The organism is Rossellomorea yichunensis (genome assembly GCF_032337515.1).
GTDB lineage: Bacteria > Bacillota > Bacilli > Bacillales > Bacillaceae_B > Rossellomorea > Rossellomorea yichunensis.
On sequence record NZ_JAVYAD010000006.1, the window covers coordinates 261525 to 284592 of the forward strand.

Annotated in this window: 23 protein-coding genes; 20 read left to right on the plus strand and 3 right to left on the minus strand. The window is 35.7% G+C overall.

Annotated elements, in window-relative coordinates:
• The first annotated feature begins 50 nt into the window (after positions 1–50).
• The 19 genes from RSX31_RS17600 (at position 51) to RSX31_RS17690 (ending at position 20181) form a co-directional block, all read left to right on the plus strand.
• Positions 51–818, plus strand: a complete 768-nt coding sequence (locus tag RSX31_RS17600) for a tyrosine-protein phosphatase (protein ID WP_315635399.1) — start codon at positions 51–53, stop codon at positions 816–818.
• A gap of 544 nt (positions 819–1362) precedes the next feature.
• The gene (locus RSX31_RS17605) at positions 1363–3183 is read left to right on the plus strand and encodes a polysaccharide biosynthesis protein (protein ID WP_315635400.1); all 1821 of its coding nucleotides are present in this window, start codon (positions 1363–1365) and stop codon (positions 3181–3183) included.
• 12 nt (positions 3184–3195) lie between these two features.
• Positions 3196–4089 carry a UTP--glucose-1-phosphate uridylyltransferase GalU gene (galU, locus tag RSX31_RS17610; protein ID WP_315635402.1) on the plus strand — a complete coding sequence of 298 codons (894 nt, stop codon included), beginning with the start codon at positions 3196–3198 and terminating at the stop codon, positions 4087–4089.
• A 148-nt stretch (positions 4090–4237) separates the two neighbouring features.
• A complete protein-coding gene (locus RSX31_RS17615) occupies positions 4238–5353 on the plus strand; it encodes a DegT/DnrJ/EryC1/StrS family aminotransferase (RefSeq protein ID WP_315635404.1) in 1116 nt (371 codons plus the stop codon).
• Positions 5353–6003 carry a sugar transferase gene (locus RSX31_RS17620; RefSeq protein WP_315635406.1) on the plus strand — a complete coding sequence of 217 codons (651 nt, stop codon included), beginning with the start codon at positions 5353–5355 and terminating at the stop codon, positions 6001–6003. The genes RSX31_RS17615 and RSX31_RS17620 overlap by 1 nt, the downstream gene beginning before the upstream one ends.
• Positions 6000–6617, plus strand: coding sequence for an acetyltransferase (locus RSX31_RS17625; protein ID WP_315635408.1), 618 nt, complete (start codon positions 6000–6002; stop codon positions 6615–6617). The genes RSX31_RS17620 and RSX31_RS17625 overlap by 4 nt, the downstream gene beginning before the upstream one ends.
• A gap of 3 nt (positions 6618–6620) precedes the next feature.
• The gene (locus RSX31_RS17630; RefSeq protein ID WP_315635410.1) at positions 6621–7748 is read left to right on the plus strand and encodes a glycosyltransferase family 4 protein; all 1128 of its coding nucleotides are present in this window, start codon (positions 6621–6623) and stop codon (positions 7746–7748) included.
• Entirely contained in the window at positions 7723–9105 is a 1383-nt protein-coding gene (locus tag RSX31_RS17635) for a nucleotide sugar dehydrogenase (RefSeq protein ID WP_315635412.1), read from the plus strand. Before RSX31_RS17630 ends, RSX31_RS17635 begins: the two co-directional genes overlap by 26 nt.
• Before the next feature lie 2 nt (positions 9106–9107).
• Positions 9108–10082 (plus strand): SDR family oxidoreductase, encoded by a 975-nt coding sequence (locus tag RSX31_RS17640; protein ID WP_315635413.1) that lies wholly within the window; start codon positions 9108–9110, stop codon positions 10080–10082.
• The gene (locus RSX31_RS17645; RefSeq protein WP_315635415.1) at positions 10082–11452 is read left to right on the plus strand and encodes a phenylacetate--CoA ligase family protein; all 1371 of its coding nucleotides are present in this window, start codon (positions 10082–10084) and stop codon (positions 11450–11452) included. Before RSX31_RS17640 ends, RSX31_RS17645 begins: the two co-directional genes overlap by 1 nt.
• Before the next feature lie 13 nt (positions 11453–11465).
• Positions 11466–12563 carry a glycosyltransferase family 1 protein gene (locus RSX31_RS17650; RefSeq protein WP_315635417.1) on the plus strand — a complete coding sequence of 366 codons (1098 nt, stop codon included), beginning with the start codon at positions 11466–11468 and terminating at the stop codon, positions 12561–12563.
• Between the two features lie 112 nt (positions 12564–12675).
• Entirely contained in the window at positions 12676–13812 is a 1137-nt protein-coding gene (locus RSX31_RS17655; protein ID WP_315635419.1) for a glycosyltransferase family 1 protein, read from the plus strand.
• Positions 13813–13893: 81 nt separating this feature from the next.
• A complete protein-coding gene (locus tag RSX31_RS17660; RefSeq protein ID WP_315635421.1) occupies positions 13894–14805 on the plus strand; it encodes a glycosyltransferase family A protein in 912 nt (303 codons plus the stop codon).
• Positions 14806–15043: 238 nt separating this feature from the next.
• A complete protein-coding gene (locus RSX31_RS17665) occupies positions 15044–16207 on the plus strand; it encodes an O-antigen ligase family protein (RefSeq protein ID WP_315635423.1) in 1164 nt (387 codons plus the stop codon).
• Positions 16208–16287: 80 nt separating this feature from the next.
• Positions 16288–17715, plus strand: coding sequence for a lipopolysaccharide biosynthesis protein (locus tag RSX31_RS17670; RefSeq protein WP_315635424.1), 1428 nt, complete (start codon positions 16288–16290; stop codon positions 17713–17715).
• A 554-nt stretch (positions 17716–18269) separates the two neighbouring features.
• Complete coding sequence (locus RSX31_RS17675; RefSeq protein WP_315635426.1) at positions 18270–18905, plus strand: hypothetical protein; 636 nt, start codon at positions 18270–18272, stop codon at positions 18903–18905.
• Between the two features lie 6 nt (positions 18906–18911).
• Positions 18912–19058 (plus strand): Ig-like domain-containing protein, encoded by a 147-nt coding sequence (locus tag RSX31_RS17680; protein WP_315635428.1) that lies wholly within the window; start codon positions 18912–18914, stop codon positions 19056–19058.
• Positions 19059–19349: an Ig-like domain-containing protein gene (locus RSX31_RS17685; RefSeq protein ID WP_315635430.1), complete on the plus strand. Its 291-nt coding sequence runs from the start codon at positions 19059–19061 to the stop codon at positions 19347–19349. It begins immediately after the preceding gene.
• Positions 19276–20181 (plus strand): Ig-like domain-containing protein, encoded by a 906-nt coding sequence (locus RSX31_RS17690; protein ID WP_315635432.1) that lies wholly within the window; start codon positions 19276–19278, stop codon positions 20179–20181. Before RSX31_RS17685 ends, RSX31_RS17690 begins: the two co-directional genes overlap by 74 nt.
• 15 nt (positions 20182–20196) lie before the next feature.
• Here the strand turns inward: RSX31_RS17690 and RSX31_RS17695 are convergent, their stop codons facing one another.
• Both RSX31_RS17695 and RSX31_RS17700 read right to left on the minus strand, forming a co-directional pair.
• Positions 20197–20367: a hypothetical protein gene (locus RSX31_RS17695; RefSeq protein ID WP_315635434.1), complete on the minus strand. Its 171-nt coding sequence runs from the start codon at positions 20365–20367 to the stop codon at positions 20197–20199.
• Entirely contained in the window at positions 20355–21089 is a 735-nt protein-coding gene (locus tag RSX31_RS17700; protein WP_315635436.1) for a PIG-L deacetylase family protein, read from the minus strand. The genes RSX31_RS17695 and RSX31_RS17700 overlap by 13 nt, the downstream gene beginning before the upstream one ends.
• A 120-nt stretch (positions 21090–21209) precedes the next feature.
• Between RSX31_RS17700 and RSX31_RS17705 the strand changes: the two genes are divergently transcribed.
• Positions 21210–22355, plus strand: a complete 1146-nt coding sequence (locus RSX31_RS17705; protein WP_315635438.1) for a heparan-alpha-glucosaminide N-acetyltransferase domain-containing protein — start codon at positions 21210–21212, stop codon at positions 22353–22355.
• A gap of 43 nt (positions 22356–22398) precedes the next feature.
• Here the strand turns inward: RSX31_RS17705 and RSX31_RS17710 are convergent, their stop codons facing one another.
• Complete coding sequence (locus tag RSX31_RS17710) at positions 22399–22956, minus strand: hypothetical protein (RefSeq protein WP_315635440.1); 558 nt, start codon at positions 22954–22956, stop codon at positions 22399–22401.
• Between the last annotated feature and the right edge of the window lie 112 nt (positions 22957–23068).

Sequence of the window (23068 nt, forward strand, 5' to 3'; positions counted from 1 at the left end):
TAGTCGGTGTAGAAATAAGTCGAAAGAACTAGAATAAGGGGGAGTTAGTAATGATTGACATTCATAGCCATATCCTGCCCGGGATTGATGACGGAGCCAATACGATCTACGACAGTATCGATATGGCGAAACAGGCTGTCTCAGAAGGGATTCATACAATCATTGCGACTCCTCATCACCGTAATGGGAAATACGACAACGTGAAGTCGGACATCCTTCCACTAGTGAAAGAAGTGAATGAACGTTTTAAAGAAGAGCATATCAACCTTGAAGTTCTTCCCGGTCAGGAGTGCCGCATTTATGGTGAAATTTTAGAAGATTACCAAAAGGGTGACATCTTGCCATTAAACCAAGTATCCCAATATCTTTTCATAGAATTTCCGTCAAGCTCAGTCCCAAGATATACGGAAAAGCTTCTATACGACATTCAGGTAACGGGCTTGACCCCTGTCATCGTCCATCCCGAGCGGAATGCCGAACTGATTGAGCGACCAGAAAAGCTATATAAGCTTGTACAAGGGGGAGCAGCTACGCAACTGACAGCCTCCAGCCTTACGGGATACTTTGGCAAGAATATCCAGAAATTTTCACAGCAAATGATCCAGGCCAACTTGACACACTTCATCGCATCAGATGCTCACAACATACATAATCGCACCTTCAAAATGGAAGAAGCGATGGACTATATAGAGAAAAAGTACGGGATAGACATGGTCTATTACTTTACAGAGAATGCAGAACTGCTGGTCGATGGGAAAAATATTTATAAAGAAATACCTGAGTTGATCAAAAAGAAGAAGTTCCTTGGAATCTTCTAACATGATCAAGATACAGGTAATCCTAAGGTACTATTGTCGTTGGTAAATCAGACTTGATAAGTTGCACACAGACAACAGTAGAATTTTGGGAATGTCTCCTTACCGTTATCATTGGAGGCACTCGGTCACACCGTGGGTGAAGAGGAAGCTTTGCCTTAGACGCTTGTCGTCAGTGGTGGGACGTGAGGAAGGGTTAGATGCCCACAAATACCATTATAATAGAAGCTAGTAAAGTCTTTAAATGAAAACGCTTTATGTAATTTATTCTTATAATGGTATGAAAAAGATTAATTGTAAAATCAAGGGGAAACTAAAATTGAAAAATTTTAATACTTTGTCCAAAAGCATGAAAAAGCCATAAGATACATCTATCAAGATGCACCGATAGAGCGACTAGAAGAAATAAGAACACTAATCAACCTAGCCATTGAAAAAAGATTAAATGATCAAAAGTAAATCTAGATACCTAAGGAAAGGGTATACGGTTGTATCTTTTCCTTAGGTATTTATTTTGTCAAAATAACTTAGAAAAGAAGGGATTTATATGAGTTATACAAAACGGGTATCATTGCTGATGCTGCTGGATTCATTGATTGTGTTAACAGCCATTTATTTCGGTTATTATCTCCTCCATCCAACCTTCAGCCTGTACACGTTACCTACACTCGTCTTTAGCTCATGTGTACTACTGGCAAGTCATCATGTATTCGCATTTATTGATCGTCTTTATCAGAAAGCATGGGAATACGCCAGTGTCGGGGAATTGGTTGCGATCATTCGAGCGATTACATTTTCAATCGTGGCCACCGGTATTCTACAGTTTATTGTGAACGGGGATATATATGTTCGGGTGTTAGCGGTCACTTGGATGCTTCATATCATCTTAATAGGTGGGTCACGATTCTCATGGAGAATGTACAGACACTATTACATAAAGGCTAAACAGGAAAAGAAACGTGCTTTAATTATCGGAGCAGGTTCTGCTGGATCTATGCTTGTACGCCAGTTAATAAAGAGCCAGGATACTGATTTACTTCCAGTTGGATTTATTGATGATGATCCTAAAAAAATGAAACTTCAAATTTATGGTGTGACGATACTAGGCCGTACCAAAGATATACCGACATTAGTTGAAAAGCACCAAATTGATAATATCATCATTGCCATTCCTTCTCTTCGCAAGGGTGAACTGCAAGAAGTCTATCAACAATGCAGTAAAACTACCGCAAAGACACAGATTATGCCAATGATTGAGGATATCGTGTCTGGTAAAGTATCGGTCAATCAATTCCGGGAAGTGCAGGTAGAAGATCTACTTGGTCGTGAGCCAGTAGAGCTGGACACCAATAGTATCTCAAAGAAATTATCAGGTAAAACAGTTCTGGTTACAGGCGCTGGAGGTTCAATCGGATCTGAGATCTGTCGTCAAGTAAGCAAGTTCAGACCTAAGAAGCTTTTATTATTGGGTCATGGTGAAAACTCTATCTACACAATCGATATGGAATTAAGAAATAAATATGGAACAGAACTAAAAGTTGTTCCTATCATCGCGGATATACAAGATCGTAACCGTATTTTTGAAGTTTTTGAAGAGCATGCTCCAGAAGTTGTATATCATGCAGTAGCACATAAGCACGTGCCGTTAATGGAATATAATCCGAAAGAAGCTGTTAAGAATAATGTTATTGGCACAAAAAATGTAGCAGAGGCTGCGGATACATTCGGTGTGAATACGTTTGTTTTAGTTTCTTCTGATAAAGCAGTTAACCCTACAAATGTAATGGGGTCTACGAAACGAATTGCAGAAATGGTCATTCAAAACTTGAATAAAGATAGTCAAACTAACTTTGTTGCGGTTCGCTTCGGAAACGTTTTAGGTAGCAGAGGTAGCGTGATTCCGTTATTTAAGAAGCAAATTCAAGCTGGCGGTCCGGTTACAGTGACTCATCCTGACATGACAAGGTACTTTATGACAATACCAGAAGCGTCCCGTTTAGTCATGCAGGCTGGAGCTTTGGCACGTGGCGGAGAAATCTTCGTGTTGGATATGGGTGAACCGGTTAAAATAGTTGACCTGGCAAAAAATTTGATTAAGTTATCGGGTTATACAATAGAAGAAATAGGAATTAAGTTTGCTGGGATTCGTCCGGGTGAGAAGATGTATGAGGAACTGCTTGGGGAGAATGAAGTACACGGGAAGGCTGTGTTTCCGAAGATCTTTATTGGCAAAACGGTTGATTTTGAGTATGAGAGAGTTTCAAACTTGATTGAGAATCAAAGTGAATTTGATCCCCAGTACTTATCTAACTACGTACTAGAATTAGCTAATAAGAAAAAACAATTATTAGTAAAGAATGTAAATTAAGAGGTGGAAGGTATGCAAAAAGTAAGAAAAGCAATTATACCTGCAGCAGGACTAGGTACACGGTTTTTACCGGCAACAAAAGCACAACCAAAAGAAATGTTACCAATTGTAGACAAACCTACTATTCAATATATTATCGAGGAGGCAGTAGCTTCAGGTATAGAGGATATTATTATTGTTACGGGTAGAGGAAAGAGAGCAATAGAAGATCATTTTGATAAGTCATATGAGCTTGAAGAGACGCTTGCTAAGAAGGGGAAGTACGAACAGCTAGAAGAAGTGCAAGGTATTTCTAACCTGGCTAATATCCATTATATACGTCAAAAGGAACCTCTTGGATTAGGTCATGCAATTTCGTGTGCTAGTAGATTTATCGGCAATGAGCCTTTTGCTGTATTACTGGGGGATGATATTGTTCACTCTCCTGAGAGTCCTTGCTTGAAGCAGCTGGTAGATATATATGAGCGTTATAATTCTTCTGTCATTGGGGTTCAGCAGGTTCTAGAACAGGATGTTTCTAAATACGGGATAATTTCTATTATTCATAATGGGATTGAAGATGGGGTTTATCATGTCAATGATTTAGTCGAAAAGCCAAAGGTGCAAGAGGCTCCTTCTAATTATGCGATTATGGGTCGATATGTATTGCGTCCGGAGATTTTTAGTATTCTTGAAAATCTTACACCAGGGGCTGGCGGGGAGATTCAATTGACGGATGCGATTAAAAAGCTAAATGAATCGCAGATGGTTGTTGGGTATGAGTTTGAGGGTGAGCGTTATGATGTTGGAGATAAGTTTGGGTTTATTAAGGCTACGGTGGAGTTTGCTTTGGAACGAGGAGATTTGCAGGTTCAAGTAATGGAATATCTTAAGCGTATAGTGAACCAAGAAAAGATAACTAGTTAACATAAGAATATTAACATGGGTACTTAACCAAACTTAAGTACCCATGTTAATAAAAGGTATTAGTAGTTTATTAGTTGCTTGGAAAAAGCATCTAAATATCCAAGTAAGTAATAAGCAACTACTTAATAGTGGAAGGAAGATTTAGAGTATGGAAGATCGTATTTTTCTTTCATCACCACATATGAGTGATGAGGGATATGAAATGGAATATGTAAAAAAAGCCTTTGATACGAATTGGATTGCCCCTCTTGGGGAGAACGTAAATGAATTTGAAAAAGAATTTGCTGCTAAGGTAGGATCCAAAGCTGCAGCAGCACTATCTTCTGGTACTGGGGCTATCCATTTAGCTTTAAGAGCAGCTGGTGTAGAGAAGGGAGACATCGTCTTCTGTTCAACACTAACATTCTCAGCTACAGCCAATCCAATAATCTATCAAAATGCTATTCCTGTTTTTATAGATAGTGATTACGAGACTTGGAATATGTGCCCTAAAGCCTTAGAAGAAGCTTTTGAAAAGTATCCTGAAGTTAAAGCAGTGATTGTGGTCCATCTTTATGGTCTGTCTGCTGATATGGATAAAATAGCAGAACTATGTAAGAAGTATAACGTTGCACTAATAGAAGATGCTGCAGAGAGTTTGGGTACTTATTACAAAGGGAAACAAACAGGAACTTTCGGTGATTACGGTATTTTTTCCTTTAATGGAAACAAGATCATCACTACCTCTGGTGGAGGGATGTTAGTTTCAAATAATGAAGAACGCATTGAGAAAACAAGATTTTGGGCTACTCAAAGTAGGGATCAGGCAAGACACTATCAACACAGCGAATTAGGCTTTAATTACCGTATGAGCAATGTGGTTGCTGGTATTGGTAGGGGACAACTTAAAGTTTTAGATCAAAGAGTTAAGAAGAAGAGGCATATTTGTGACTTTTATAAAAGAGAGCTTGGAGAACTTGATGGTGTTGAATTTATGCCTACTAATGAATGGGATGAGCCGAATTATTGGTTAAGTTCGATAACTTTGAATGGTCATGTAAGACCTATAGATGTTATGGATGCTCTTGAAAAAGAAAATATTGAATCGAGACCAATATGGAAGCCGATGCATATGCAACCGTATTTTGAGAAATATGACTTTCTTGGATCTGGTGTCTCTGAGAAGTTGTTTGAGAATGGTGTTTGTTTGCCGTCTGATACGAAGATGACAGTAGAGGATCTAGAAAGAATTGTGGAGATTATTAAAGGATTGTGGATTAAATAATGAAGAATCCCCATGGTGGTATTTATAGAAAGTTTATAAAAAGGCCGATGGATTTAATTCTTGCGTTAATTGCTATTATCATTCTTACTATAATTCCGGTTTTCCCTATAGTAGCTATTCTTGTGAGAATTAAGTTAGGCAGTCCGGTCCTTTTTAAGCAAGAAAGGCCAGGGCTTAATGAAAAGGTTTTTATGATGTATAAGTTTCGAACGATGACAGACCAAAGGGATGAGAATGGAGAGTTGCTTCCTGATAGTGTTAGGTTAACGAAGTTTGGAAGGTTTCTGCGTTCAACGTCTCTTGATGAACTTCCTGAACTTTTTAACATTCTTAAGGGGGATATGTCGATCATAGGTCCAAGACCATTACTGGTTCAGTATTTACCTCTTTATAATGAGGAGCAAAAGAGGCGTCATGAGGTTAGGCCGGGGTTGTCTGGATTGGCTCAGGTAAGTGGTAGAAATGCTATTGGTTGGGAAGATAAGTTTGATCTCGATGTTAGATATGTTGATAGTGTGAGTTTTATTGGTGATTGGAATATTATTTTTTCTACTATTAAAAAGGTTTTTGTTAGAGAAGGCATCAACTCAGAGACCGCAGCGACTATGGAACCATTTAAAGGATCTGAAAAGGGAAGAAATGAACTATGAAAAATAAACTACTCATTATCGGTGCTAGTGGCCACGGCAAAGTTGTCGCTGACATTGCGTTAAATATGAATAAATGGTCGCACATCTCTTTTCTAGATGATGATGAAAGTATAGAATCATCAATGGGAATAAAAGTAATTGGTAAATCAAATGAAGCATTTGAACTTATAAATGATTATGACATTTTTGTTGGTATTGGTAATAATGCCATACGAGAAAAAATACAGGAAGTTCTTGAGACAAAAGGTGCTACCTTACCTGTTTTGATCCACCCTACTGCTATTGTTGGCGAAGAAGTTTGCTTAGCACCCGGGACAGTAGTTATGGCTGGTGCTGTGATAAACTGTTGCACCAGTATCGGTAAGGGCTGCATCATTAATACTGCAACTACAATAGATCACGACAATATCATCGGTGATTATGTTCATGTTTCACCTGGTTCGCATTTGGCTGGGTCAGTGAAGGTTGGTCAACAAACGTGGTTAGGGATTGGTAGCATAGTTAGTAATAATGTAACTATAGACAGTGGATGTATGGTTGGTGCAGGTTCTGTGATTGTCAAAGATATTACTGAAAGCGGGACCTATGTAGGGGTCCCAGCTAGGAGAGTTTAAACAATGAAGATTCTTGTGTTAGCCAACTTTGGTATGGGATTGTATAAATTTAGAAAAGAATTATTAAAAGAATTAATTAGTAATAATAATGATGTATATATCTCCCTACCAAATGATGAGTATGTTCCTAAACTGAAAAATTTGGGTTGTAAATTCATAGAAACCCATCTTGATAGAAGAGGGAAAAATCCATTTACAGATATAAAACTTTTGGTTGAATATATAAAAATAGTAAAGCACATAAAACCAGATGTGGTTTTAACTTACACTATTAAGCCGAATGTTTACGGCGGATTAGCTTGTAGAATAACTAAAACACCTTACATAGCCAATATTACTGGGTTAGGTACTTCGCTAGAAAATAAGGGCTTGCTTCAGAAAATTACACTAATGCTCTATAAAGCTGGTTTAAAAAAAGCAAAGTGTACATTCTTTCAAAACAAGACCAATAAAGCGTTTTTTACTGAAAGTGGTATTGTCGAAAGGAAAACCCAGTTAGTTCCAGGATCAGGAGTTAATCTTAAGACGAACAAATTTGAAGTATATCCCTCTGAAACGGAAAATGTAAAATTCCTATTTATCGGACGGATAATGAAAGCAAAGGGAATAGAAGAATTGTTAGAGGCTGCTCAAAAGATTAAGAACATTTATCCAAATGTCCAATTTGAATTGATAGGAGCTTGTGAAGAAGACTATTCTCAAAAATTAGATGTTTTAAATAAAGCTGGAATAATAAAATATCATGGGCAACAGAATGACGTACACTCGTTTATTAAGAAATCTCACGCAACAATTCTTCCATCTTACCATGAGGGGACGGCGAATGTTCTTCTAGAATCTGCTTCATCGGGAAGACCTGTATTAGCAAGTAGAGTTCCTGGTTGTAAAGAAACGTTTGAGGAAGACGTGAGTGGTCTTGGTTTTGAAGTTAAGAGTGTAGATAGTTTGGTTGACGCAATCATTAAATTTATTCAGTTACCGTATGAAGAAAAGAAAAGAATGGGCTTAGCTGGGCGAAAAAAGATGGAACAAGAGTTTGATAGGAGTATTGTTATCAATGCTTACATTCAAGAATTAAAAATGCTAATGGGTGAGGAGAACAAACATGAACTTATACGAAAGAATAGTTAACCGGGAAGAAAAAATTTCATTAATAGGGCTAGGGTATGTTGGAATGCCTATTGCGGTTGCATTTGCTAAAAAAGTTGATGTAATTGGTTTTGATATTCATAAAGAAAAAATTGAATTATATAAAAACGGTATAGATCCAACAAAAGAGGTTGGTAACGAGGTAATAAAGAGTACAACAGTAGACTTTACTTCAGATGAAGCAAGGATTAGAGAGGCTAAATTTCATATTGTAGCAGTACCAACTCCAGTGAAAGAAGATCGCACCCCAGATTTAACACCGGTCAAATCAGCAAGCCGAACACTAGGTAGAAACTTAACTAAGGGATCTATCGTTGTTTTTGAATCTACTGTATACCCAGGTGTTACAGAGGATATCTGTGTACCAATTTTGGAAAAAGAATCTGGATTAAAGTATGGCGAAGATTTTAAAGTTGGGTATTCACCAGAAAGAATAAATCCTGGTGATCAAGAGCATAGGTTAGAAACTATAATAAAAGTAGTTTCAGGTATGGACGAAGAAACTCTAGATATCATTGCAAGAGTGTATGAGCTGGTGGTAGACGTTGGGGTTTATAAAGCAGAAAGTATAAAGGTAGCTGAAGCTGCTAAAGTTATTGAGAATGCACAACGTGATATTAATATTGCTTTTATGAATGAACTATCCATTATTTTTAATAAAATGGAAATAGATACAAAAGCTGTACTTGAAGCTGCTGGGACAAAATGGAATTTTCTTAAATTCTCCCCTGGGCTGGTTGGTGGTCATTGTATAGGTGTGGACCCATATTATCTAACATACAAAGCAGAGCAGATGGGCTACTATTCGCAGATTATACTTTCAGGAAGAAAAATAAATGATGATATGGGTAAATATGTAGCAGAAAGCACTGTAAAGAAAATGATAAAAGCTAATAAACAAATAAATGGGGCTAAAGTAGCTATCTTTGGCGTTACGTTTAAAGAAAATTGTCCTGATGTTAGAAATACGAAAGTAGTCGACGTAATAAAAGAATTAGAGGAGTACGGAGTAGACGTCAAAGTTGTAGATCCTGCAGCAGATAAGGAAGATCTATGGCGTGAATATAGAATCAATCTTTGTGAAGTAGATGATATAAAAGAGATGGATGCAGTAATCTTTGCCGTTCCACATGATGAATTTAAGGCTATTCAATTGGAAGATGTAAAAGCGATGTTTGGGACAACTGGAGATGTAAATTTAGAAGTTATGAAAGAAGTAGCTGTAACTTCTGAGATTAATATAGATATTGATCGAAAAGATTGTGTACTGATAGATCTCAAAGGAATATTTAATAGAACAGAAGCAAAGGATGCTGGGTTTGTATATTGGAGGTTGTAAAAATGGGATATGAAAATATAAAGTTTCCAGAGGGTAGTACATTCTTAGTTACTGGCTCAGCAGGTTTTATTGGTTCAAATTTAGTAGAAGCCATACTTAAATTAGGATATAAGGTTAGAGGGCTTGATAATTTTTCAACAGGGAAAAAAGAAAATGTAGAAGAGTTTATAGACAATCCTAATTACGAATTTATCGAAGGAGATATTCGTGATCTTGACACATGTATGAGAGCTTGTGATGGGATCGATTATGTTTTGAATCAAGCTGCATGGGGGAGCGTTCCAAGAAGTATTGAGATGCCCTTGTTTTATGAAGAGGTAAATATAAAAGGTACTTTAAATATGATGGAAGCAGGAAGACAAAGTGGCGTGAAGAAATTTGTCTATGCTTCAAGTTCATCAGTGTATGGTGATGAACCCAATCTTCCAAAAAAAGAAGGAAGAGAGGGCAACGTATTGTCACCTTATGCACTGACCAAAAAAGTAGATGAGGAATATGGCAAACTATATACAAAAATGTACGGTCTTGATACTTATGGCATGCGTTATTTTAATGTATTTGGAAGAAGACAAGATCCTAATGGTGCCTATGCAGCCGTTATTCCGAAATTTATTAAACAACTGTTAAATGATGAATCCCCAACTATTAATGGGGATGGGAAGCAAAGTAGAGATTTCACTTACATTGAGAATGTAATTGAGGCCAACTTGAAGGCTTGCAATGCATCCCATGAAGCAGCTGGGCAGGCCTATAATATTGCTTATGGTGGTAGGGAGTATTTGATTGATATCTATACCCACTTATTGAATGCATTAGGAAAGGATATACAGCCTATTTATGGACCTGACCGGAAAGGCGATATTAAACATAGTAACGCTGATATAAGTAATGCTAGAGAACAACTTGATTATGATCCTGAATGGAGTTTTGAGCAAGGGATCGATGCTGCTATACAATGGTATAAGGAGAATTTGTAATGGGATTACTTGAAAGATTATATGATAAATCTCCAATTGGATTTCAAAATATGATGGTATCTCTTTCAGGTTTTCAACGTAATATGAGCCGGTACGGTAAAGCCTATTATGAGTACTTAGATTTTTTGTCTGATTTCGATAAATGGAGTTTGAAGAAAAAAATAGATTATCAAAATGAGGAATTAGTAAGATTCATTAGATATGCTGTAGATAATAGTAAATTTTACAGGGAATTATATAAAGATATTGACATTAATTCCATTAAAACGATAGCAGATCTTAAGAAGTTACCTATAGTAGATAAGGAATTGCTAAGGAAAAATATTGATGATGTTTGTACGATACCACATAAAGGTGCAGTAGAAGGTCATACTGGAGGAACGACAGGAAAGTCGCTAGTTGTATTATTTACACCCGAAGATATGATGAGAAGAATGGCCATGCTGGATCATTTTAAGGATCGAGTAGGTTTTGTACATCGAAAAATGAAACGCGCGACTTTTAATGGTAAACATATCATTCCTCCAAATCAAAAGAAGAAAGTCTTTTGGCGCTATAATAAGGCTTGTAAACAAATGATCTATTCCTCATTCCATCTAACTGAAGAGAATATGCAATATTATGTCGAATCTTTAAATAAGTTTAAACCTCAAGCATTAGATGGTTTTTTTATGTCAATATGTGATATAGCTGGGTATATTGAACGCCATAGCATTAAGTTGGAATTTACACCAACTGCTATTTTTCCCACATCAGAAACTTTAACCGAATCAGGGCGGCAACTACTTGAACGAGTATTTAAATGCAAGGTTTACGATCAATATGCTTCAAGTGAAGGTGCGCCGTTTGTTACAGAGTGTAAAAGTCAAGTATTGCATATGGAACTGGCTTCCGGTGTATTTGAGCACTTTGAATGTGATAGTGATGAAGTATTAGTTACAAGTTATACAACCCATGGTACACCTTTAATTCGTTATCGTATTGGTGATTCTATAGTCTTGGATGATAAGAATGACAAATGTGAATGTGGTATAGAATCCCATACGGTTAAGGAGATTGAAGGTCGTAAATTAGACTTTTTATATACAGCTGAAGGTGCAAAAATCAATGGAGGAAATGTTGCGAATTTATTTAAAAATATGCCAAATGCATTGATTAGAGCTCAAACTATTCAGGAGAAAATTGATGAAATTACAATAAAACTCGAAGTAGATGAGAACCTTTATAAATCAGAGTATGATGACTTATTGAGGGATGAGTTTGTTCATAAGTTTGGAACCAATACCAAAATCATAATTGAACATGTTGATGAAATTCCACGAGAAAAAAGTGGGAAATTTAGATTAATTAAAAATAGTGTTAAGAAATAGGGAGGGGATTTTGTTGGGACCGGTTAGAGTATTACATGTAGTTAGTACAATGAATTTCGCTGGAATAGAGACCCTTCTAATTAATTTATATAGAAATATTGACCGTAATAAATTGCAGTTCGATTTCTTAATTCACTCTTCTGAAAAAAACGACTATGAAGATGAAATATTGTCACTAGGTGGAAAAATATTTAGGGTGAAAAAATTAAATGTATTTAATAAAAAAGGTTATGAAAATTGTTTATATGAATTTTTTATTAACCATCCTGAATATCAGATTATTCATTCTCACTTAAATACTTTTAGTAAACATGTTCTAAAAGCTGCTTCGAGGGCAGGAGTTAAGCACAAAATAGCGCATTCTCACATTTCTTTCCCTGGAATGAGTTTCAAGACTATAATAAAGTCCATTTCAAAGTTTAACATAAATAAGTATACTGACTATAGGTTTGCCTGTTCTAAAGATGCTGCAAAATGGGTTTTTGGTAAAACAAATAACGTACATCTTTTCAACAATGCAATAGATTCAAAAAACTTTGTTTATAATTCAGGGGATAGAAGTAAAGTTAGAGAGAAACTGAATGTATCGTCAGATACACTACTGATAGGTAATGTGGGAAGATTTAACCCTCAAAAGAATCATTCCTTAATTATAGATGTTTTTGCAGAATTAAATAAAAAAGATGAAAATTCTAAGCTCCTTTTGATCGGTGAAGGGGAATTGAAAAATAAAATAAAGCTAAAGGTAGAAAAATTAGGTCTGTCAAAAAAAGTTATATTTTTAGGGGTAACCAAAGACGTAAACAAATATTTACAAGCTATGGATATCTTTTTGTTTCCTTCACTTTATGAGGGATTAGGAATAGTTTCTATTGAAGCACAAGCTTCTGGTCTAAGAACAATTGTATCAGACACTGTTCCTATTGAAACTAAGGTTACTGACCTAATAGAGTATTATTCATTAAGAGATTCAATTGATTCATGGGTTAATGCTATTTTAGACTTTAATAATACTTATGAAAGAAAAAACATGTATTCCATTATAAAAGAAGCAGGATATGATTTGCCTGAAAATACTAAATGGATAGAACGGTTTTATCTAGAATTATAATTTTTAAAAACACATTAAATTTACTCAATATATATACATTTTACTTTGCAACTTCTGTTTCGTTAGGAGTTTAGGACCTTCGGATAAGTTATTTAGAATTGGGGCGTTCCAAGTGGATAATAGAATTAAGGTATTACACTATACACCTGGGTTTGATCATGGTGGAATAGAGTCAAGACTAATAGATTGGTATAAAAATATAGATAGAAATATGGTTCAATTTGATTTAATAAAATTAACAACAGCTGATGATAATAATCAGTTAATAAGAGATTTTAAGGATCTTGGAGGTAAGGTCTTTACTTTACCTCAATTTTCATTTGAATCTATAAAACCATTTATGAGAGGTTTAAGAGATTTTTTTGAACATAATAATGATTATGATGTAATACACTGCCATTCTCCACTGTCAGGTTCTTTTGTACTTCGAGAAGCGAAAAAATATAATATACCAGTAAGGATTATGCATTCAAGAACTACACAGTTTGACCCTGGTAGTAAACTTTTACCTATAAGGAAGTATCTAAAGAATAGGTCTAATAAATATGCTACACATTTTTTTGCTTGCTCTAAGGAAGCTGGAGAATGGCAATTTGGAAAGAAAAACGTGAACGATGGAAATGTAAAGATTATAAAGAATGGAATACAGAGTGAAAAATTTATATTTAATGAAGAAATTAGACAAAAAACACGTCAAGCCCTCAAATTAAATAAGACCTTTACAATTGGACATATTGGCAGATTTTCTAGTGTAAAGAATCACACCTTTCTAATAGATGTATTTAAGGAAATTACACGCAGGTATGAAGATTCAAAGTTATTGCTCATAGGTGATGGTCCGGAGGAATTTAATATAAAACAAAAAGTACGTAACTTAAATATAGATGATAAAGTTATATTCTTGGGTAGACAAAAAGAAGTTGAAAATTACTTGCATAGTATGGATGTATTTATATTCCCATCTATATTTGAGGGTTTTGGAACAGTTGCAATTGAGGCTCAAGCTTCAGGATTAGAATGCATTGTATCAAAAGGAGTACCTTTTTCAGTTGATGTTTCTAATTTAATAAATCATTTGCCGCTTTCTGCTGGTCCTGAAGAGTGGGCAGAAATAATTTTGCAATTTAGAGAAGGTTATAAAAGGAGAAACATGTATGAGGTAATAGTAAAAGCTGGTTTTGATGCAAAATATACTGCAAAATTATTAGAAAGCTTTTATATAAGTGAATCTGAATCAAAACGTATATAATTTCCTATGTTAATTAGTGGACGACAAAGTATATTGATTTGCATACTAGAATAACTGTAACTATTTTCTAGGAGTGATTTTTTGTTAAAATTTTTGTATGCTCTTAACTTTTCACTTGTAAGAAAAAAAACAAGTGGTAATTTTTTGTGGACAATAAAGTATATTTTCCTTAGAAAAGTAGCAAATATATTCGTGAAATTTTATTACAAATTCCCTTATAAAAAAATAGGAATAAATAAAACAATCAAGAGAGAGAAAAAGTATATAGTTTCACTTACAACTTTTCCTGGTCGGATTAATGTTGTTTGGATAGCTATAGAATCCTTATTGAGACAAAGGTTTAAACCGGACGAAATTATTCTTTGGTTAGCAAAAGAACAGTTCAATGGATTAGAAGACATTCCAATTGAAATTATTAAACAACAAGAAAGAGGGTTAACGATCCGATTCTGTGACGATTTACGTTCTCATAAAAAGTACTATTATGCTTTTAAAGAATTTTCCGAGGACGTTATTATTACAGTTGATGACGATGTTATTTATCCCAATAATACTTTAGAAGTTTTAGTTGGTTTACACAAGAAGCACCCTAATTGTATTTGTAGTAATAGGGCGCATGTGATAACAAAGAAGGAAGATAATCTAATTGATTCTTACAATAGGTGGGTTAATAATCCAAGAGGTTTTCAAGGACCCTCAAAATTGTTGTGTCCTACAGGAGTTAGTGGAGTACTCTATCCCCCAAACTCTGTAGATAGGGAAATTTTCAACAAAGAAAGCATAAAAAATTTATGTTTCTATGCAGATGATCTTTGGCTAAAAATAATGTCATTAAAAAAAGGTACACATGTTGTAAAATCAGCCTCATTTCCTGATGATTTATTTACAATTGAATCTAGTCAAAATGAATCATTGGGCAGTATAAATGTTGCAGAAAATAAGAATGATGAACAACTACAAGCCATTTTAAGAAAATATGATATATCCCTATAAAAAGCACTAATTAACCGATTTGAATTTTTTTTCTTCATTTTTTATAAAAATTTATTTTTAGCATTCGTAGTTTATAGTTTATGTAAAAGATGTCTTACATTTTTTATGGACTTGATAAAAAATGATCTACACTAACTAGAGCCATAAAAATAATAAAGGGATAGATAAAATGACTTTATTTTTCATTCTAAGTTTTTTAAATGTAATTTTATATCTTATCAATAATGAGTTAGGCTTAATGTTTACATTAATTTCCGTTTTAATTATATTCTTTAAAAGCGACCAGGGGCTACTAAATAAATTTTTACCAGCTTTTATTTTCACATCTGCATTTTATAATTTAAGTGTAATCTTTGTTTTTTCATTTATGGAATTATTATTATTCTTATATATAGCTTTAGGATTAATAATCATTCTTTACAAAGACTATCGTATTAATTTTTACTTGCTATTTTTATCCACCCTATCAATATCTTTTTTAATAATAGGGGTATTACTCTCTTTAAATCCATTTGAAACATTCATAAATATTTTAAATCTAATAGTATTGATAATGGTTATCTTTATTACAAGTACATTAGTTGGTAATATTAAACAAAGTTTTAATATTAAAAATATGATTAATATGTATATTTTAGTTTGTATCTCATTGTCAATAGGCTTAATTTTCCAATTTTCAATGCATTTATTCAGTATAGATTTTGGCCAAATTTTTTATTATAAAGACAGGATAATTTTTAACCTTTACTTTATTTCTAAGAGCACACTCTCTGCATTTATTAGTAGTGGTGCAATAATAATATTAATTAGATTGTATAAAAACTTAAGGTTAAAATACTTATTGATATTATTAATTTTATTATGTGGGAATATTATTAATACATCCCGAACAGGAATTGTAGTCATGATTGTTATTTTTAGTTTGTATGTTATTTTTAATACAAAATATATTTTTAAAAATTATAAAACCTCTATATTAATACTATCAGTTATACTTGTATTTTCAGTTTCTGCTAATCTGTTGCTATCAAGTAGAACATCTAGTCTTTTTGATGATAATGGTAGATTTGATTTAATTATACAATCAAAAGAGGTTTTGAAAGATAACTTTTTCTTAGGTATAGGTTCTAGTTGGGCAGATTTACAAGAGTATGGGATATTTATAGAGCTTCATAATTTTGTTTTACAATACCTACTACAAATGGGTGTAATAGTTATCGTTTCATTAATACTATTATTAATATATGTTGGTCATAAACTTAAAAACTCAGAATTCATATATGTATTTTTATTTATCTGTTTAATAGGTAATTTTTATACGTACTGGCATAATTCTTTGTTTATTAATGTATTAATAATACTTGGTATTTTATGTGCAAGAAAAAACTATAAATATCTTTAATTTTTTTATACATGTCTTAAATGATTACTTTCAACAAAAAGATATTTTTTAACTAGTAAAAAGGATAAAGAAGGTTGGATATGAAGGACTCATTAATAAAAAAGTTCTTAAAGTTTTCATATGGTAGCTGGGTAGGAATAATATTAGGTGTATTCAATACTATGTTAGCTACTAGACTGTTACAACCAGATGCTTTTGGTAAGGCATCTATGTTCGATCTGTTTATACAAGTTGGTATGATTTTAGCGATCTTTGGAACCGACCAAGCATTTGTTCGCTTATTTTACGAAGAGCAAAGTAATAAACGGGGAGCTTTGTTATATAATTGTCTACGCATACCAATAATAATAGCTATTGTAATGATTGGATTTGTTATTATATTCTATCAGCCAATAAGTTTATTTTTGTTTGGAAAAGAAAGCTTGTCATTGGCATTCATAATTTCTATTGGAATATTAACTCAACTTTTATTTCGGTTCGGCCAATTAGTTATCAGAATGCAGCAAAAAGGAAATCTGTACTCATTGCTACAAATTTTTCAAAAGTTATTTAATATTATTCTAATTTTAATTTTCTTTTGGTTGTTAGGTTCAACATTTGAAGTTCTTATATTTTCTAAATTTTTAGCGCTACTTTTAGTCGCTAGTATCGCAATATATTTTGGCAAGCAATATTGGTCCATTAGTAATTTGAAAATAAGAAACGTTGAGCATTCCCGAAAAGAGATATTAAAACTTAGTGCACCATTTGTATTAACTACTTTTATCTCTTGGTTATTTGAAGGATTTGATAAAATAGCACTACGTCATTGGAGTACATTTGATGAATTAGGACTATATTCAGCCTCTATGCGTTTAGTGGCTTTAGTTTTAGTACTTGGGACGACCTTTTCAACCTTTTGGACTCCAGTCGCCTATGAACGTTTTAAGCATCAACCTGAGAAGAAGGAATTCTTTAGATATATATCAATCATTGTTTCGTTTGCTATGTTTTTTGTTGCAATTGTATGCATTGCTGCAAAGGATTTAATTGTTATTTTGTTAGGAAGTGATTATCAGAGCGCAGCAAAGATCATGCCCTTTTTAGTATTTATGCCGATTCTTTATACTATCTCTGAGACAACTGTAATGGGTATTAACTTTTATAAGAAGGTTAATTGGCATATATTGATTGCAGGAATAGCATGTGGTATTAATATCCTAGGAAATTGGCTCCTTGTTCCGAACTTCGGTGCAATTGGTGCTTCTGTGGCTACAGCATTTTCTTATATAATTTTCTTCACACTACGAACATCTATTTCTTTAAGATTTTTTAAGGTAAAATATCCATTAGTACGAATCTATACTATGATTATTATTTCATCAGTGTATTCGACTGGAACGATTATTAATGGAAGTTTTTGGGGTAATATACTATTAGGTCTTATTAGTTTAAGTGTATTAGTTTTGATATTTTATAAAGATCTTATATATATTATAAAAAATAGACGAGTGTTACTAGACTCATAGTAAATGAAGAAGATTATTTAAAGCCTTTAATTGATAAAAGATCTTATTAAATTTATGTCTATTCCGACAATCTTTTTGATTACCATTACTTATAATGAGTTAACACAGTTCAGTTCAATAGCTCCAATTGATTAAAAACTGTTAGGGGTGCTTGAATGATGAAGAGGGAAGGCAACTTTATAGTGGGTATGTATTGGGGAACACTGCTAAGTATTCCACTTTGGGTTTCATTTTTCGGGTGGGTGAAGTTAGTGAAAGGCTTTTTCTATTAAACTATTTTTAAATAAGTTCGTTATAGCATGTTAATTTAAAAGAAGACCTGCATCGTACACAACATTGTGTGTGACGCAGGTCTTTTTTTAGTGGTTATTTATTCTTTATCAAAAAGAACGTAATTGAAATTTTAATCCTTTTATAGAATTTTTTAACTATTAAAACCAGGATAAGGATAGTATTAAATAGTCCAAAAGTAACCGATTATAAAAGAGAAGAAATACTAATTATTTGATGGGGGAATCAACAATATGCACAAACAAACTTCAAGGAAAAAGTGGATGGCAAAACTATTAATCTTGCTGTTACTCCTAACCACAGCACCGCTAATAGGCAATACTGCTTCTGCTACAAGTCAAGATTATTTGTACTTCTCAAGCGATACAATCTTATCAGCCATCGAGACGGTTGATAAAACAGTGGTGATTTCACCAAATGTCACGTTGACGATACAATCTGGATCAGACTACGTGATTAATGGGAATCTGATTATTTATGGGGAAGTAAAGAATACCGGTAAGCTTACCGTGAATGGTGAGATTTATGCCAATAATTATAATAATTTTATGTTTGGTGACTCTTCGAATCCGGCTGGTAAGCTCTCGAATTCAGGAAGCTTGAGAGTACAGTCGTTAAAAGTCACAACCGATTATCCTGATCCACTGTTCGATTATACGGGTCCCGAGGATCAGTCTAGTGTTGGCAGCAGCAGTAACGAGGTGACCGGTGTTTCGTTTCCGGGCTTACCTTATGATGTGAGTGGTCCTTTAAATGGAGGGGGAGCATTAGTCAAAGAGGATGGTACCTTTCGTGAGCGCATTGTGCTGCAGGAGGGATTGAATGAGATTACGGGGACAGTCACAGACCCTTTTGGGAATACTGTGACAAAGAATATGACAATTAATCATGAAAAATGAATATATATGGAACCGTTGGTTGTAGAGGGAACGACTCCAACTGCAGGCACGTCCAATGTTTCACTTGATACAGACATAAGCATTACATACAATGAACCAATACAAGAAGGCTCTCATTATTTTGATATTTTCATAGATGATGAAGGACGATGAATGTATTCTACCAGTATAGAGAATAATACGTTATTCATTAAACCGGAAAACGGCATGACTTATACGGTCAGGGTTTTTCAGAATGGCGTGATGGATATGAGTGGAAATAGCCCGGATGAATTGTTCGTGTTTAGTTTCACTACAGAGAAAGACATGATACCAACCGAAGCTCCTCGAGTTGATGAAGTCACAGATCAGGCGACTGCGTTGACCGGTATTGCGGAAATGGATTCGACGATCAAGGTTCAAAGCGGCTGGAAGTGTAATCGGCAAAGGAAAAGTGGGTTCTGAAGGGACTTATCGGGTTGGGATTCCAACGCAGAAAGCAGGGACACTGTTAGAAGTAACGGCCACCGATCATGGAGGGAATAGCAGCCAGGTCACCCAAGTGACGGTGAAAGATACTACGGCTCCTATGGCTCCGACTGTAGATGCCGTAACAGATCAGTCCACCAGTGCTAGAAAAGCCGAAGTGGATTCAATGATCAAGGTAAAGACCGGTGGCACTGAAATCGACAAGGCAAAAGTGGGTGCTGACGGAAGTTATCATGTTACGATTCCAAAGCAGAAGGCAGGGACCCTTTTAGAAGTATCCTCTACAGACCAAGCGGGTAATGAGAGTGGGGGCACTATGGTTACGGTGAAGGATCTTACTGGCCCATCTGCTTCCATAGTGGATGAGGTCACCGATCAATCCACTTCTGTAACAGGAAAGTCCGAGGCTGGTTCTGTTATCAAGGTGAGAACTGGGGGAAGTGAGATAGGTATGGGAAAAGCGAACTCCGAAGGGACCTTTGCTGTAACGATTTCAAAGCAGCAGGCAGGAAAAGTCCTGGATGTAACAGCTACGGATCAGGCAGGAAATAAAAGTGACGTCACCAAGGTGACCGTAAAGGATAGAACGGCTCCACCGGCTCCAAGTGTGGATGCAGTGACGGATGGATCGACTACTGTAAACGGAAAAGCAGAAATGGCTTCGACGATCAAGGTGAGGGTCGATGGAAATGAAATCGGCACATCCACGACGGATTCAGCAGGGACCTATCGTGTTGCGGTTCCTAGACAGCAGGCAGGAAAAGTGATGGAGGTAATCGCGATAGACGAGACTCTTTTCCTAATGTAGGTTACATATTTCATATCAATCTTTTCTGCCATACTGAACCGGACTCGGAAGCTGCTGTTTCGCCGAGTCGTTGACATCTCTTTTCTTCTTAATTTTCCATTCAGTCAGAGAACCTATTGGAAAAACGTTTAATATGCCTAAGGTCGCTTGTCCCCATTCAAAAGCTATTTTCATCACCAATGCCAACGACTCTCCCCATACTTCCCAGCCTCCACAAAATAAGACTTCACCGAAGTATACCCAATACGATAAAACCCTTCATCAGGCTTCCAGATCCGGTAAGCATCCAAACTCTTAGTATATTCATCAGAGAGATCGTCAGGCACGGGATATGTGTCGTCGTACTCCAAATGCTCAAACTCTTGAACTGGGAGGTAATAGAGGGCAGATTGTATGGTCCCGTCTTCAACCAGCTTTTTCAAGGCTTTCCCCGAAGTGGCATGGTCTTTGTGAGGATCGTTGTAGGTTAACGCATGATGTCTGGCTTCAGGATATCGTTCATTCATTTCTTTCATGATCTCGATGACATCATCTTCCTTGATTTCGCCATCGGGTAGGTCATATACGAAAACGTTCTCTGGCTCGACTCCCAATTCTTCAACGGATTTCTTAAATTCCATCACCCGTGAGTCACCGAACTCTTCTTTAGAAATAGGTGGCAAATTTTTTTCTCGTAAGTTTTCGTTGACTTTATTAATGGATTGGCTGGCTTCACCGTGTGATAGCAGCACCACGGCTACTTCATTTCCCTTGTCGATTTGACGAAGGATGGAAGGGCCTAAACTGAGGGTTTCATCGTCTGCGTGTGGAGCATAATAAACGGATGTTTCCGGTTCTTTTTCAAAAAGGGTACAAGCGCTTAGTGATGCAGATAGTAAAAAAATGAGAGATAGATAGACAACTCGCATGTGTACCTCCAGGTGAGAAAAATAGTTAAATCTTTACTAATTGATTCTATCAAAGTTTTGGGGGCTGGTGTATACTTTCATAGTAGGAAAGTAAAGAACGTGAAGTGAAAGGAACGGAGTATGGAACAAGTTCAACCAACAGAGAAACAGGTACAAGTAAAAAAGAAAAAAAGAGTCTATTCCCTTGATATGCTGAGAGGGATTATTGTAGCATTATCCGTGTTTTTAAGCACGATTCCTTATGGTAAAGTGGACTATCCTTATTTCCGTCATGCGGATTGGTATGGGGTCACTTTGATTGATATCATTTTACCGACGTTCATCACCATTTTTGGTGTGAGTATGGCGATTGCGTATCAGCGAGGGGTGAAATGGGAGAAGATTTTAAAGCGGACCGTTCGATTGATCGTGTACGGCATCATTTTTACAATCATTGTGGAATGGACGTTGGATTTCCCGACTATCCGACTGACCGGTGTATTACAGATGTTCGCCCTTCTGGGAATTGTTACGGTGGCGATCACCAAGTTTGTACAATCTCCTTGGAAGTTGATGATGATTGCTTTGTTGGTGTCTTCTGTATATGGGGGGCTCATTCTCTATACAGGTCAATCCTGTGAAGGCGGATTGCCTCAGCCGGAATGTAATCCTTCACACGTGATTGATAGTGCGGTGTTTGGGGAAAGTCATTTATACCATCATGGCGAGCGGGGGTATGACCCTGAAGGGCTGGTCACCAGTTTGTCTGCCTTATCGAATGTCCTCTTCGGATATGCGTTTGGACGATTAATATTGACCCGTAAAGAGACAGGAGCATGGCGGGAGTTATTAGGGATAGGTGTCCTATTGATTGCCGTTTCTCTCGCTTGGGATCATTTCCTGCCCTATAACAAACGTTTATGGACGCCTGCGTTTGCTCTATTGGCAGCTGGATTCGCAGCTAGTATGCTATCGATTCTTTATCTAATATTCGATAAACGAAAAGTAGACGCCAAAGAGACGGCGCTTAAGCCGGTTGTTTGGTTCCTGGAAGCGTATGGACGGAATAGCTTCTTGATCTATTTCGGTAAATTTATGCTCGGTTCTGTGCTGATCCATCTCTCAGTCACGGATGACGGTATAGAAAAATCGCTTTCCAGGGTTATCAATGAATGGGTGGCAACGTTTGCCCCTCATCCCCAGCTGGCTTATGGCTTATTGAACCTGATTTTCTGGACAATCGTTGCATTTGTCTGTCATAGGAAAAAGTGGTATTTGAAAGTATAAATGAAAGAAGGTCTGTCCCTCTCATTGAGGGACGGACCTTCTTCTATTTCTGATTTAAAGTCTTTTCAAATATAAGGCTGGCATAGGTTCTTGTGTATTTCAGAATGGTTTCTCCAACCTCTTCAGCCGGAGAATCAAATAAAGGTTGGAACAGCTCTTTATTGCTCTCTGTACCGAATGCGTCGATAAAACGGTACGTTAATCGAAGTTCTGTGAAGGTCGTCGTAAAGTATATTTCCAATTGTGTGATGAGATCATAATTGGATTCTTCACTCTTGATCTGCTCGTGATAAAGGGGGATTAGTTCATCCATTCCATTTTCAATGCGCACTTGAGCGCGATTCATAAGCTGTGAAACACCGTCTAGGTTAGGATATTTTTCATTTAACAAAAGTGGCTGCAGAATTCCATGAAGGGCTTTTGTCGTTTCAACCTGAAATACAATGGCCTTCATCAAGTTAGGGGTGTATTCATCCTCTGTTGGTGAGCTTTTCATCATTTGAAGGAAATGATTATTTATTTCTTCTCGAAGCTTGTCCTTATCTAGATGTATAACTAGTTTCTTAAAGATGGTAGCAACTGATTGTGTGAGGGACTCCATGGGTTATGTGCCTTCTTTCTTATGTAAGGTTTGAAACTTGCTACTATTCTACCATTAAAATACAGAAAATTCTATATATTATTCTGTGTAAAAAAACGCGCTCTGAATAGAA